Below are 14014 nucleotides of genomic sequence, written 5' to 3'. Positions count from 1 at the left end.
CCACCCTATCATATTTTTTACTAGCCGAATTACAGTCACGTTGTCAGAATGTGCCTAGTTAAAATACTCATCACTTCTCCAGGGTTGGGTGGGACTAGGTAATAAAGGACTCCATTCATTAACTTGAGCAAAACCCAGCTTGTAAAGGGTGAGAATTGTGTTGTTAACACCTGTTTTAGAACCATAAATTACTACTTTTACAGACTCTCTCCTTGGTGTTGCTTCTTGAGATTTGTTGGCGCAAACAAGCGGCGAGGTCGTTGGAAAGGTATCTGCCAAAAAGCTTTTAGTCATTGGAACTCACATATTTTGCTAGAGATATTTATGTACCGTATACGGTACATAAATATCTTACATCTTTTGTCGCTTATACGGGACATTTACTTGGTTAAAAGCCTTTGACACAATCAGAAGCATGGGAAAAGCAGGAAAAGCGTTGAAACAGGCATTAGAGACACATGGCATTAGCCAAAATAAGTTAGCAGTGACAATGGGAACTGGACGCTCAAATGTTAATCGCTGGGTAAATGAGATAATGGACCCTGTAGCGGAGGGGGTGTTAGAAATTCGGGATGCACTGAAGAAAATTAATCCCGCCGCAGCAGAAGAGTTTATCAGGCTGTACTTGGGAGATGTTGATGATGATGAGACACAGCCTTAAAGCACTGTGTACCTATTTTTTAAATTTCATATTTCCCCAAGTCTTTGTCTCAGCATCAGATTTTGTAAGGTTTGTTGCGTCAACTTGTGCATCAGGCGCGTAAACGTGTAGCGGTTTGTCGTTAGACATCGCTTGTGTATCGGGTGTGGCAAAATCTGCTAAAGTTAGCTGCTTGACCTTTTCAATATCGCCTTCTTCAGCTGCTGTTTTCAAATCACGCTTTAAATGAGCATTTTTAACTGCTTCATCTTTAGAACGCGAACTTGTAGCAAAGCATTTTTCAAGGGTGTCGTAGATTCCCACACGACGGGACATTTTCCGAAATTGGCGTTCTGTGTCTAAAAGTTTAGCCATGAGTTCCAAGTGCATACTATCATCTGCACAGATTTCTTCTAACACAGCCCATTCATCACGACCTAGTAGGCTATAGTCAGCACCAGGACGGGGATCTTGAAATTCTTCGCCAGTCACTTCTTGATAAATCCGAGGTAAGCTATCATCAAATTCGTGTTTTTCTTCTAGCCAAATGCGGCGGATTTCACTCATTTCTTCTAAAGTAATGAGGATGATATCGCGCATATTTTCTGGCGCTGTCCGACGGGTTTTTGTTTGCGCTTCTAATAATCGTCTGAGCCAATGTTCCCGCCAAAATTTTGTATAAGGGCCAGGTATTGGTTCAACAGAATGTTTTCCATCTTTATTTCGCTCGAAAAGCTGAACATCTCCCCAAATTCTTCTAAAATCTCTTTTTTCTCGATCATCTTTGATATCTAGTTCATTACGGATATCTAATAATGGCTGCATCCATTCTTTTTCTTCATCATTTTGGATCATCGCCTCCATTGATTTATCCTTATTCACTAGTGTGCAAACCCAGCAGCCAAATCGTGAATCGCCACAACTAGGAGTAGAAGTATCAACAACTAGTGGACATTCATTATCGGCTGTTGCACCTCGATACATAGCAAATAATTCTTTATTACTTTGTCCCCAAGGATTATCCCACTGATTCAGGTATATCCAGACATCGTTATTACTCCAATCTTCAATAGGGGTATAGATTAAGGAGTTGGGTAGGCTAGCATTAGGACTCAGGCGATCTCGTACTCTATCAACTTGATGCTTTTTCATTGTGGCAGCACGTTTGGAACTCTCCGCTTTGCGAGTCCCCAATACAAGAATTGTTTCACCGTTAGCTCTAACTATTTCACGGATGAATTGATTGGCGGGATTAATTTTTAAACGTGGTGTACACCAGCGAAACTGGTTACGAGGTGCTGGATATCCCTTACCAATAAGATTTACCCAAAATGTGTCTTCAATTACTGGTTGTAGTAAATGTGGATCAATTGGCATCTCCTGTTTTTTAGCAGCTACCTTCAGATTCCGCAAGGATTTGCGAACCCAAGCAGACACTACAGGATTTTCTACCTGAGTATCGGTTGTAATTACATATATAGTTTTAGTTCTTTTTTCTGGAGGAAGAGCAGCGATCGCATTCCATACAAGCTGCAATACTGTACTAGAATCTTTTCCCCAAGACACGCCCAAAACCCAAGGTATCTCATCTAAACAATACAATTCTTGAATTTCAATGGTAAGAGCTTGGATGTAGTCCACTAACTCTGCTACAGTACGTGTTTGCTGAATTTTATTTTCTGGTTGTTGTGCTGTAGTCATTTCTCCTTCTCTCTGGAAACACTGGCGTAATATTCGGGCGAATAGAATTCGCGGCTATACAGATAAAACTCACCTCCGTGGGTTGAAGAAAAGTTTTTAAAAATTTAACTACTAATATCCAATTTTTTGGATAATTAAACGACATAATCCTATTCTGTTTTTAAAATTTAACATGAAAGATAGTACATCTGACCCCACTGCTGACATCGCTAGAGAATACCTGGAACGGGAAAACAAGGAAAGACAGGTACTAGCTTTACTCCTGGAGAAGTTTTTAGGGAGAAAAGATCAGATTCTCGTTCAAAAAACCGAGATGGGTGGTACTGAGGCTTATGTTAGCTCTGTTACCTTGGAATGGTTTGCAGGTCGGGTTCACTTTGCCTCTGGCTTACCCCTATTTCAAAAAAAGTACAATCCTGAAACTGATAATGTCGAGATTGACGCAGATAGTATTGATGAAATTCAGCAGCGTCCCCTTGATTGGTCACGTCAAGCACCGCTAGTGCAGTATTTAGCGGCTAGACACAACCACAAGTTTCCGCCGGTACTGGTGGTGATTAATCAACCGTGGGTAGATAATCCCAAAGCTGCTGAATGGGATAGCGAAGGACGTGCCACCAAGTCTACTACTGATTTCATCCCCCTAGATAAAGACACTAAAGTAGGTCTGCTAAATATTTCTGAGGATGATGTGACTATTTATGCATTAGATGGTCAACACCGATTAATGGGGGTGCAAGGGTTGATGGAGTTAATTAAAACTCGTAAACTCCAGCGATATAAAAAAGATAAAGGTGCTGATGACAGTTTTATTACAGTAGATGATTTGATAGAAAAGTACCAAGTAGACCTTGCTTACTTGCAAAATTTACCCAAGGAAAAAATTGGTATTGAGTTCATCTGTGCGGTAGCGGCTGGGGAAACTCGCACCCAGGCGAGGCGGAGGGTGAGATCGATTTTTGTTCATGTCAACCTGATGGCTGCACCCTTGACTAAAGGTCAGTTAACACAGTTGAATGAGGATGATGGTTTTGCGATCGTTGCGAGAAAAATTGCAGTTACACATCCACTGTTAGAACAACGACAAGAGCGCAATCCCCGTGTTAATTGGAATAGTGCAACAGTAGCCTCCAATTCTACAGTTTTGACGACTTTGCAAGCTCTACAAGATATGTCTGAGCGTTATTTGGCTCAAAAGTTCCCCCACTGGAAACCCTTGGAAAAAGGTCTAATTCCCATGCGTCCAGAGGATGAAGAACTTGAGCAGGGGATTCAGGAATTTAGAAAGCTATTTGATTCTTTGGCTAGTCTTTCCAGTTATAAGATTTTAGAACATGAGGATACACCAGCTTTACGGCGCTTCAGCTTTGAAAAAGATGGAGGTGAAGGAAATATGCTTTTCCGTCCAGTTGCTCAAGTTGCATTAGCGCAAGCTTTGGGAGTTTTGGTTTTTAAAAAAGGTTTTTCCCTAACAGATATTTTTAAGAAACTGCGGAAGTTTGACCAGCAAGGCGGTTTTAGTGGTATGGAATATCCCCAATCTCTCTGGTATGGGGTTTTGTATGACCCAAATAAAAAGCGAGTGCAGGTTGCTGGACGAGATTTGGCGGCGAAGTTATTAGTTTACATCCTGGGTGGAATTCAGGAACAGATGGAACGTGCTGAACTTCGTAAGGCTTTGGCAGATGCTAGAACTGTGGAAGATAAAACTATTGGTTTTGATGGCGAGTTTGTTGAACTAAAGGCGGTAGGACTTCCACTGATTTTATGATAAACAAAAAAGCTTCAGGAGCGTTTCTATTTGTAAAATCAGCCTAGATAAGGCTGACTCTGATAAACGCTCCTAAGCAATTGGGTTTTAGAATATGCTCTCAGTGTAACTAAAGAGCTTTCTGTTTGTAATTATCCAATTAGCTTAATACCTGCCTGGTTCTCTACTTCTTTGACAACAATATTAAACGCTTTTTCTAAAGCTGCCATTTGGGAAACAATCTTCCTATTCCCCGATTCATCTGATAGTACTACATTATTTTGCCATAATGGAGACTCGCGTGTGTAGTCAATATGAGCAACAGCACTTATTAATTTGTTTTGCTCCTCATCTGTAAATTTTTTACCAAAGAATATAAGATGACCAATTTTACTGATGATTTGAAAACCTACAGAATTGAAATCAATTCTCTGCTGTCGTAAAGTGTACAAATCTAGATTTGAAGTTGCCGATGCTGGTATTAGTAGTGCTTTCCAGGCTTCGCTATTCTTACTAAATTCCATATAAAAAGCTTTGGCTTTTGCCAGTAAAAGGCTAGTTTCTCCTTTTTTTTGGTTAGAACGAGATTCTATTACCTGTTTTCGAGATGATCCAAATAAGAACTCAGCAGTACAAACCTTTAACTGGTTCATCGTAAAGAGGTAACTTGGATCTTTGCCTACAGTTCGTGAAACTTTGTCAATCCGACCATCAAAAATGACTAATTCTTTAGCCAGTTGACGTGTCAAACTTGCTAGTATGTTGCTTACATCAAATGCTGCTAGCAAAGCTGGTGGTATAGGTCTTGTTTTAGCACAATCTGCAAAATCCTGGTGAATTTGGTCTAAGTCGTCTTCTCGTATAACTAATACTGTTGCACTCTTGATTTCAAAAAGCAGTCACAATATGCGACTGCTTTTTTATTACCCGTATTACTACGGTAATACTTGCAGTTGATTTTTGTCAACTATCAGCACAAAAATAGACTGCAAAATAGGTTTATCAGTACAATAATAAGCTGGGCAAAACTTATGAAATCTATTTTTAGCTCAATATAGCCAAAGTTGTTATATGGCACGCCTGTTAAAATGTTTCATATAAAATCATATCAGGCTAAGGCAAGTACACTTACTCTTAATGTTCTATTCATCCATAACTTAATTGTTCGGAAATTCTTTACGTCACCTCTTGTCAAGGCCTTCTAGAGGTATTTCTAGCTACTTCCCATATTCAGTATTTAATACTGTGCAGCCCCATAAGGAATCACAGCATTAGTCAATACAGAAATTTTCTCAGATCAAACTCTACCTCTTGTTCCTCTTGTTTGTTTTTTTCTGAACGAAGTATCAATAACAAACGTTCTGAATAGTCTACTGATCCGCGTAGTTCATTTTGTAAAACTTCTAGTCCACCATTGGCATACTCTTCAAAAACATGGATGCGTTGCTCGTCAGCTACTTCTTGTTCACTGAGGATATTAATGTCTTTGATTTCAGTCATAGCCAACAAATTAATTAACAGAATAAAACTAGTGGAAAAATAATCTTGTCGCAGAGGAGATAAATCTTTAGCAATTCCGTCTAAAGGAACTCGTTTTTTATGCTTTGCTCCCAATGCTGCTGCAAACACCATCACTTCTACATAGGTTTGGAAAGCCCCAGTTGTATCTTTTGAAGCTACTAATGCTTTTACTAACTCAACTTTATCTTTAGCAATCCTAATTCTGTTTGCAGCCATTGATTTATATATCTACATTGTGGCAATTTTAAACGAAACCCAAGAGCGATGCCTACGGCTGGCTACACCTACGCACTTACAAAGGTATTATTTTATAATAGTATGCAGGCGATCGCTAAACAAACAAATTATCCACTAACATAGTCCATCCTGGCACTGCGGGTTCAGCTTCAGCCACCTCACCACGGCGATAAACTTGCGGTTCTTCAGAATTACTAGCACGATATAGTCTAATAACTTCCTCTTTGAGTACGTCTACATCCCAAACTACCAACGTACCAGCCGCAAAATAATCACGGTGTTTACTAGCCATATCTTTCTCAGCCTTATCACCGTAATCATTTTCGCTTCTTACCTCAGCAGCAAATATAGGCGCACCATTGAGGAATCTTCCACCTGTAGGTTTCCCAGTATAAAATGCAGCATCAGGACTTAAAGAACGACGATTAGGGAGATTGACAATAAAACCGACATTATCAGGCAAAGCATAACCACTTTTTGTCAGACGTTCATAATCCCGTAGACTTGCATAAATTTCACCGCCTGCACGTCCTGGTAAAAATCCAGTTGGAGACATCAGCACCAATTTCCCATTGACAATCTCTGCTTTACAATTGTCAGGTAAGTGGTACAAATCTTCAATAGTTGCTTCAGCTTTAATACTCATAAAACCCCTAATCATGAATCTAGAATAAGTCTAATTTAAATAGGAAATAGAACATTTTCATACACCAAAGATATCGGAAAGCGGAAATTAACGCTGGTTAAATAAACCTCATCCTCTGCTTCATAAGGATGTAACTCCCAGAGTCCTCTATCATTTAATCGGAAGCAATCTAAACCAATTTTTTCAGCATCTATGAGGACGTATTCTTGCAAAGTCTGAATGCGACGATACCGCGTAAATTTTTTACCTCGGTCGTAAGCTTCCGTGCTAGGGGAAAGAACTTCAACAATTAAACAAGGATATTGGAAAAATTGAATAGCTTGTTTATCCCGTTCATCGCAACTCACCACAACATCGGGATAATGAAAAGGCCCGTTTTCAGATACACCTACTTTCCCATCCGCCATATTCACACGACAACCACTTCCTCGCAGGTGACTTTTTAACGCTGAAGCTAAGTTTAAAGCAATATCATTATGGGGAAGAGTACCCCCAGTCATGGCGAAAACTTCACCATCAATATATTCGTATTTAATTTCTTGGTCTTGTTCCCATTCCAGGTATTCCTGGGGAGACATATAATTTCTGTCTGGACTCGCAACCATAACCTGATTCCTTCTCAAAAGTCACTTTTCTCAACTTTAACTAAAATCGGACTTACGCACAGTAACAGAAAATCGTAGACGCAAAACGGTGAAGCAGCGTGGTCTTCTGCCAAAGGGAGAGGCTAGCGCCAAGGGGGTTTCCTCCATAAGCGACTGCTGAACCCGGAGGGCTTGCCGCAGGCTATCACAGAGGGACAGAGAACACGGAAGAATAAGAATTTGAGAGGTATTTTGCATCAGTTCTGTAAAAAACCTTTGCGCCTACTCTACGAGAACACCTAACGGCGAATGCGCGAAATCATAAGATTCCTTGGAAAAGTCTTTCTCTGCGTCTCTGCGTGATAATTACCTATCCCGTTCAATTTCCATAATTTCTGTATACTCAAACTCGTTCGGACTTTGTTTCACCAAAGGATATCTTTCGCCACCCAACTCAATATAATCTTGTTCGCAATCTGGCTTAGAAGAATAATATGTAAGCACATATTCTCTCCCAATTCTGTTTGTCATTTCTGCTTCTACTTCACCGCGCCACTGAGTTTTAGTTACTAAAACTATCAACTGATTCGCTAACTGGGGAATTGTCTTCGCAATGTGTCGCCGCGAATTCTCATCCAAACTACCGAAGGGCGAATCCATGACAATTGGGAAAGTGCTACTATCAGGAATCATCATTATTTTTCGCTTTTCACTCCATTCCCGTACTTTGTCAATGATACTGGCAATAAAAGATAAACTGAGAATTTGATTTTCTCCAGTGGATGCTGCAACTGGTGCTTCCACACCTGTGGTATTTTCTACTAATGTCAGTTCATATTTATCGCTAATTTTAGGAATGTATGGAGTCACAGAAATTTCTGTGAATATTTCTTGTACTCGCTTTTCTAGTTGCAGGCGAAATTGTTGTTCTTGACGATTTCTAACTTCCGTTAACCGTTCGATTGCATCTTGGGTAGCGTTAATTCGTCGCTGTGCTAAAGTTTGCTTGTCTTCATTCAGCTTTTGCTTGGCGATTTGTTTATTTAAACCTTCAATTTCAGTTGTGAGTTGAGCAATTTGCTGCTGATTTGCACCTTGTTCTCGATTTAATTCATCAATTTTACTTTCAATTTCATCTAACCGTTTTTGCAAACTGCTAATTTCTTCATTAGCATCTTTTCGCAACCGTTCTTGAATATTGTCTAAATCGCCTTCAATTTGAGATATGCTTTGCCTTAACTGATTAATCCTAGTTTGTTCTCTATCAACTTCTTCCCAAAATCCTATGGCTTGTTTATCAATTTCATCTACTTGTGCGCTCATCCGAATTGCAGTTTCTTCCACCGCCGAGGAACCTGCTTTATTTAACCAAGTACTCACATAAGTATGAGAATGATTACCCTCGTGTAATTCTGCACCACAAATACAACGTTGAGAATTGAGTAAATCATTCACAAATTCTCGTGAAATTCCTGATGTTAACTCGCCGCGCTGCTTCAAATCATTGATAATCCCTCGGAACTGTGCTGTGGTTTCTGACAGTAAAACTGTATAACCCCGCGCGGAAATAACTTTTTTCAGTGCTTCTTTGGTTTTTTTATATTCTTCTTGATTCGCCGTCTTCTGCGATTCTAAATCCTGCCATCTTTCTTGCAACTCCTTAGCAGCACTCAGTTCACGCAAACGATTACTTGTTTCTTTTTTGAAAGTTTGTTGATACTCTAATTCTTCTTTAATTTCAGTTTGCCGTTTGGTAATGCGTTCGCGTTCGCGTTCTATCTTTTCTTGCTGTCGTAATAGTTGTTTAATTTCAGATTCACCGATGGCTTTTAAATCATTTTCTAGAGTTTTTTTAGCATCTCCCAAATGTCTGATAGAACGGTTGATTACCTCCACACCCAAGAAAATTTTTGTAGCTTCAGCAATTTCAGCTTTTTTATCAGAACGAACTATTTCTTCAATTCGTTCGCCGTCAAAGAAAAAATATTGATGTAAAGTAGCGGGTAAAATCTGGTTAATTATATCGTCTGGTTGCTGAGTTGGTATATTCCATTTGCCATCATCCGCACCAACCCACATGGTTAATTGAGTTTTACCAGCGTCAAAATCACCTTCGTTTTTATAACCCCGACAGGCGCGTTTAACTCGATAGCGTTTACCTTCATGTTCCCAGCCAATTTCTACCCAACATTCTACAGCTTGACCTTTTTGAGCCTCTGCGATCGCACGCTTATTTACCAACTGTTCTATCGATGCAAAGGCTGCACTAAATTTTTCATATAATACCCAAGTAAAGGCATTCAGTAAACTAGTTTTTCCAGAGCCATTATTGCCATGAATAATCGTTGTATTCTGAACATCTCCACCAGCTAGAAGCATCTCTGGTGTCGTACCATAAAAGGAGCGAAAGTTGCATAGCTTGATTGAAGTCAGCTTCATCGCACCTCTTCCTTAATAATATCCAAAATATTATCATTTATATGGCTGTTAATCTTTTTATCTAGTCTGCCTTTTTCCAGCTTCCATACCCGCTCAATAATTCGCCGTACCTTCGGCGGAGCGCTGCTTATTGGCTCCTGCACATCATCGATATTTGCATCTTGTGACATCTTCTGTTTGGAAATATAGTTTTTCTATATTTTAACTTTCTCTAGTAGTGCATTTACCTCCGTAAAGCCACTGTTAGCGTTATCTTTAATTTTGCAAAAACTATTTTTTCAAATTTATAATTTTCTTTAAAAAAGACTTTATTCTTGAATTATCTTCTGTTATTATTAATATTAATAATCTAGATCATAATGGGATGTCAGTAAAATTTTTAAAGTCGCTGACATCCCATTATGATCAAACTCATAATTTTATTATTTCATACTTAATGCCTCTTTTTTGAAAACTCGAAAAATTTTACAAAATAATACAACTATATAGTTCATCATCAAATATCTAATAAACCATATCGCTTTTGTAAATCAAGTAACTTCATTCTTGCTTCCCCTGCGTTATCAGCTAAATCAGCAAACTCCACAAAGCGACGCAATTCCTTTTTCAAAAGATTACGCTCAACTTCTATAGTTTCTCTATCTAAATCTGGTGGTAAAACAATCATGTCAAATATTGTCGCGCGTTCTTTAGCCGGATGAGGACGTAAAACTCGCCCCCGTCGCTGGATAAATTGGCGGGGATTACCAGAACTTGATAAAATCACCGCAGTTTGAATTGCTGGAATATCGACACCTTCATCTAAACAACGAATTGCGACTAAACCTTGCAACTCTCCACTTTCAAATTGATGGCGCAATATTTCTCTTTCTTGTAAAGTTGTTTGGGCTGTATAGGTACTTACCTTGTACCCCAAATCCACTCCGAGAATTTTAGCAACAGCTTTGAGTTGGCGTAACGATGAACGTTGTCCCGCATCTTGGGAACCATCACTGCAATAAAAAAGAGTGTGAGTAGTTTCGCGGCGAGTACTCATTAAATCCCGCAAAGCGGTTAATTTATTTTCCGCCGCACCAATTAATCTTGCTCTTTGCATCAATAACGGCTTTAAATCTTCATTGCCTTCAAAGTTTCCCACTTGTCCATTTTCTCGTTCTCTATATAGTAGCGATCGCCCAATTCTTTTAGTTAGCTTTAAATAAGCAATACTTTCAGCTTCAGTTAACTCTACTAACACCGGATAATACAGATAATGTACCAAAGCACCTTGAGCGATCGCATCCCTCAAAGTAAACTCTGGCTGAAGAACTGGGCCAAAATAATCAAATAGAGATTGCGTGCTAAAATCATCAAAATATCTCTCCGGTGTGGCAGATAAAGCCAGTCTCAACCCAACACTACGCGGTAAACTTTCTTCTAGCTTGGGTGCGCCTAAATTATGCGCCTCATCCCCAATAATTAAAGTTTTGGCGGGAAAATATTTGAGTTGAGACTGAAAACCATCTCCAATTAAAGTAGAGTTCGTAGTAATCACCGTGACAAAACGTTGAGAACCAGAACGCAGATTATAAATTTGGGTAGAAAGTTGACTTTGCCAAGTGCGTAAATTCTCAAAAGCTAAAATGGGTTGCAAATTAAATTTTTCACATTCTCGCGCCCATTGGGTAACGAGATGACGATAAGGACACACTACCAACAGAACTTGTAAATTAATCTGTTGGTAGAGTTCACAAGCGATCGCTAGTGCGGTAATAGTTTTACCACTACCAGTAGCCATTTTCAGCGTCCCTCTGCCATTGTTGGTAAACCAGCTAGCGATCGCTTCTCGCTGATATTGCCGCAATTGCAGAGACACAGGCATTCTTGGGCATCCTGGTAATGGTTGCAAAGTGTAATAACTGCCCTTACTTTCCCTTGCAAACGGTAATTTCAACCGGAAAGTGGGCAGTTGCTGCACTGAATTTTTCGTCAGGTACATATTTATTTAGTCATTAGTCATTGGTCATTGGTACTTATCTTTCCCATTTCCCATTTCCCAGTCCCCAGTCCCCATTACTCAGTTATAACCACGCCATACACCAATGAGAGAACCCTGCACCTGTACTTGTTGAGCCATGACTTCAATGGGATTGTACTTAGGATTTGCTGGTTTGAGGGTAACGCGATCGCCTTGGCGATAAAAACGTTTTAATGTCGTACCGAATCCATCTACTCTAGCGGCGACGATGGTGCCATTTTTCAAATGATTAGGTTCTGCTACTGGACGCAGAAATACCACATCACCATCAGTAATTAAATCTTCAATCATGCTATCACCAGCTACCCGCAAAGCGTAAGTTTGGGGAGGTAAATCGAAATTAGAAAAGTCTAAATGATCTACAGCATCAGTAAACGGTTCTATTAAACCACCAGCAGCGATCGTGCCCAAAATTGGTACACCTTGCTTCACAGGACGCAAAATCCGAATCGTTCGCGCTTGGCCTTCAGTCCATTCTATATATCCTTTAGTGCGTAAATGTTCTAAACGACTTTGAATTGGTGCTGGTGACTTCAAGTTCATCGCTTGCATCATTTGCCGAATAGAAGGCGAATGCTGGTGCGATCGGATGTATTCTGCCAACCATTCGTAAAGTTCTTGTTGAGCTTCCGTTAGACGTTCCATAAATTTGCGGGAAGTAATTATAAATGTCTCTAGAACATTAGTACTACAAAAAACTCCCCATAACAAGAGAAAAGTAAAAATATGAAAGGCAAAAGCAAAATTATTTTCTTCTCTTTTGCCTTTTGACAAATAAGAATATTACAGGTTACACGTTAGAGCTTACAGGTTATAAGGAAGAAAAGATACCCTATCCCCTGTGCCCTATTTTCTTACTCTGCCCCTAAAAGACTTGCAAGTAAGGCCTTTTGCGCGTGGAGACGATTTTCTGCCTGTTCCCAAACTCGTGATTGGGAACCTTCAATAACAGATCCGGTAATTTCTTCACCGCGATGGGCTGGTAAGCAGTGTAAAACAATTGCCTCTGGATCGGCAAGACTTAATAGCTGCTCTGAAATTTGATAAGGCTGGAAAATTGGCATCCGGTTGTCTGCTTCTGCCTCTTGCCCCATACTCGCCCAAACATCAGTGTAAAGTACAGCAGCTCCCTTAGCAGCTAATTCTGGATCGTGAGTCAGAAGGACTTCAGTTTTGTTATTAGCGATCGCTCTTGCTTGCTCTACAATCCTAGAATCTGGCTCATATCCACCAGGAGTAGCAATTCTAACATTTATCCCCACCAAAGCACAGCCTAACATCAGAGAATTAGCGACATTATTCCCATCACCCACGTAGGTTAAAGTTAACCCAGCAAGAGTACCAAAGCCTTCTTGGATCGTCAATAAATCCGCTAATACCTGACAAGGATGTTCTGCATCGGTAAGCGCATTAATCACCGGAATCTTGGCGTAGTGAGCAAAAGTTTCCAAATCCTGCTGTGCAAAAGTGCGAATTGCCAAAATATCCAAATATCGATCTAACACCCGCGCTGTATCCTGCAAAGGTTCCCCGCGACTAACTTGAGTGACATTAGGGTTGAGATCGATTACCTGTCCACCCAGTTGGTACATCGCCACAGTAAAACTTACCCGTGTACGAGTTGAAGCTTTGGAGAACAACAACCCCAAAACTTTATTACACTGCAACTTTAACTGTTGTGATTTAAGTTGAGTTGCCAATTGCAGGAGTTCTTGAAGTTCCGTAGAACTGATATCCGCTAGACTTAATAAATCTCGTCCGAGCAATGCTGCCATGCTTGTAATCTGTAAAAAATAATTATATATTTCTGTTCCTTTATTCAACCGTGCCAAGAAAATATAGTTTTAGAACTGACCAGATATTTTTGCGTTCAGCCCAGGATTTGAGTTAGCTTTTGCGATGAATATTAATTTATCAACTTTATCAGCGATTCAGAATCACTGATTTTTTCTGGTTCATCACAATGGCAACGCCAGAAAAACTATCTAGGCGTACACAAGCAGCGATATTGCTAAAATTTCTGGTCTTTTAGCCTTATTTCTGGAGAGGTAGATATTTTTTAGAATTTACAGCTAGACAAATAAATGGATTATGGTACAATAATAAATTGTGGTTACTAATTAAAAGCCATCGTCAAACTTGCCAGCATAGCACAGTGGTAGTGCATCCGACTTGTAATCGGAAGGTCGCGAGTTCAAATCCCGCTGCTGGCTTTAAGTATACATAAAAATTCAAGTTGTCGATTGTGTATAGTAATTCAGCCAATTGACGATCTACTGGAGTGGATCGTGTCTTAAAACTTTTGGAAGGAAAGGACAAATTGAATGGGCATCCTCCAGAATATCTTCAACTTCAAATGACATAACTGAAACCTTTTATGTAAGATTGGCCTAATTTTTATACATCTACACTGAAACAGATTAAAATAGTAAATCTTTTATGTAGATGAAGCCTGTACTAACATCACAGCATTTTGTGC

13 protein-coding genes and 1 tRNA gene are annotated in these 14014 nt (G+C 39.7%); 3 read left to right on the top strand and 11 right to left on the bottom strand.

The genetic code is table 11. The annotated features are described in order from the left end of the window. Window positions 1–54 precede the first annotated feature (54 nt). Window positions 55–294, bottom strand: a complete 240-nt coding sequence (locus HWQ40_RS10390; RefSeq protein ID WP_292777354.1) for a hypothetical protein — start codon at window positions 292–294, stop codon at window positions 55–57. A 121-nt stretch (window positions 295–415) separates the two neighbouring features. Here HWQ40_RS10390 and HWQ40_RS10385 point away from each other — a divergent pair, with 121 nt between their 5' ends. After that, window positions 416–661, top strand: coding sequence for a helix-turn-helix transcriptional regulator (locus HWQ40_RS10385; protein ID WP_292777352.1), 246 nt, complete (start codon window positions 416–418; stop codon window positions 659–661). 12 nt (window positions 662–673) lie between these two features. On the opposite strand, the gene dndC is transcribed toward HWQ40_RS10385, so the two are convergent. Next, on the bottom strand, window positions 674–2341 hold the full coding sequence (dndC, locus tag HWQ40_RS10380) for a DNA phosphorothioation system sulfurtransferase DndC (protein WP_292777350.1): 1668 nt from the start codon (window positions 2339–2341) through the stop codon (window positions 674–676). A 172-nt stretch (window positions 2342–2513) separates the two neighbouring features. Here dndC and HWQ40_RS10375 point away from each other — a divergent pair, with 172 nt between their 5' ends. Continuing rightward, complete coding sequence (locus tag HWQ40_RS10375; protein WP_292777348.1) at window positions 2514–4112, top strand: DGQHR domain-containing protein; 1599 nt, start codon at window positions 2514–2516, stop codon at window positions 4110–4112. A 131-nt stretch (window positions 4113–4243) separates the two neighbouring features. Here HWQ40_RS10375 and HWQ40_RS10370 read toward each other — a convergent pair whose 3' ends face one another. The 9 genes from HWQ40_RS10370 to argF form a co-directional block, all read right to left on the bottom strand. Further along, window positions 4244–4954 carry a DNA sulfur modification protein DndB gene (locus tag HWQ40_RS10370; protein ID WP_292777530.1) on the bottom strand — a complete coding sequence of 237 codons (711 nt, stop codon included), beginning with the start codon at window positions 4952–4954 and terminating at the stop codon, window positions 4244–4246. Window positions 4955–5366: 412 nt separating this feature from the next. Next, window positions 5367–5828: a DNA phosphorothioation-associated protein 4 gene (locus HWQ40_RS10365; protein WP_292777346.1), complete on the bottom strand. Its 462-nt coding sequence runs from the start codon at window positions 5826–5828 to the stop codon at window positions 5367–5369. A 115-nt stretch (window positions 5829–5943) separates the two neighbouring features. Further along, on the bottom strand, window positions 5944–6495 hold the full coding sequence (locus HWQ40_RS10360) for a Uma2 family endonuclease (RefSeq protein ID WP_292777344.1): 552 nt from the start codon (window positions 6493–6495) through the stop codon (window positions 5944–5946). Between the two features lie 35 nt (window positions 6496–6530). Then, entirely contained in the window at window positions 6531–7100 is a 570-nt protein-coding gene (locus HWQ40_RS10355; RefSeq protein ID WP_292777342.1) for a Uma2 family endonuclease, read from the bottom strand. 345 nt (window positions 7101–7445) lie between these two features. Next, the gene (locus HWQ40_RS10350; RefSeq protein WP_292777340.1) at window positions 7446–9518 is read right to left on the bottom strand and encodes an AAA family ATPase; all 2073 of its coding nucleotides are present in this window, start codon (window positions 9516–9518) and stop codon (window positions 7446–7448) included. Further along, window positions 9515–9688 (bottom strand): hypothetical protein, encoded by a 174-nt coding sequence (locus HWQ40_RS10345; RefSeq protein WP_292777339.1) that lies wholly within the window; start codon window positions 9686–9688, stop codon window positions 9515–9517. Before HWQ40_RS10345 ends, HWQ40_RS10350 begins: the two co-directional genes overlap by 4 nt. A 326-nt stretch (window positions 9689–10014) precedes the next feature. Then, a complete protein-coding gene (locus HWQ40_RS10340) occupies window positions 10015–11496 on the bottom strand; it encodes a DNA phosphorothioation system restriction enzyme (RefSeq protein WP_292777337.1) in 1482 nt (493 codons plus the stop codon). A gap of 78 nt (window positions 11497–11574) precedes the next feature. Next, a complete protein-coding gene (lexA, locus tag HWQ40_RS10335; protein WP_104909820.1) occupies window positions 11575–12180 on the bottom strand; it encodes a transcriptional repressor LexA in 606 nt (201 codons plus the stop codon). Window positions 12181–12389: 209 nt separating this feature from the next. Beyond that, a complete protein-coding gene (gene argF, locus HWQ40_RS10330) occupies window positions 12390–13310 on the bottom strand; it encodes an ornithine carbamoyltransferase (protein WP_292777331.1) in 921 nt (306 codons plus the stop codon). 366 nt (window positions 13311–13676) lie between these two features. Here argF and HWQ40_RS10325 point away from each other — a divergent pair. After that, window positions 13677–13748: transfer RNA gene (locus HWQ40_RS10325), tRNA-Thr, on the top strand. Window positions 13749–14014 lie beyond the last annotated feature (266 nt).

The sequence above is a fragment of the Nostoc sp. NMS9 genome, from assembly GCF_017114995.1.
Classification (GTDB): Bacteria; Cyanobacteriota; Cyanobacteriia; order Cyanobacteriales; family Nostocaceae; genus Nostoc.
The sequence above is the reverse complement of the archived record's forward strand: the minus strand, read 5'-3'. Positions and strand labels throughout refer to the sequence as shown.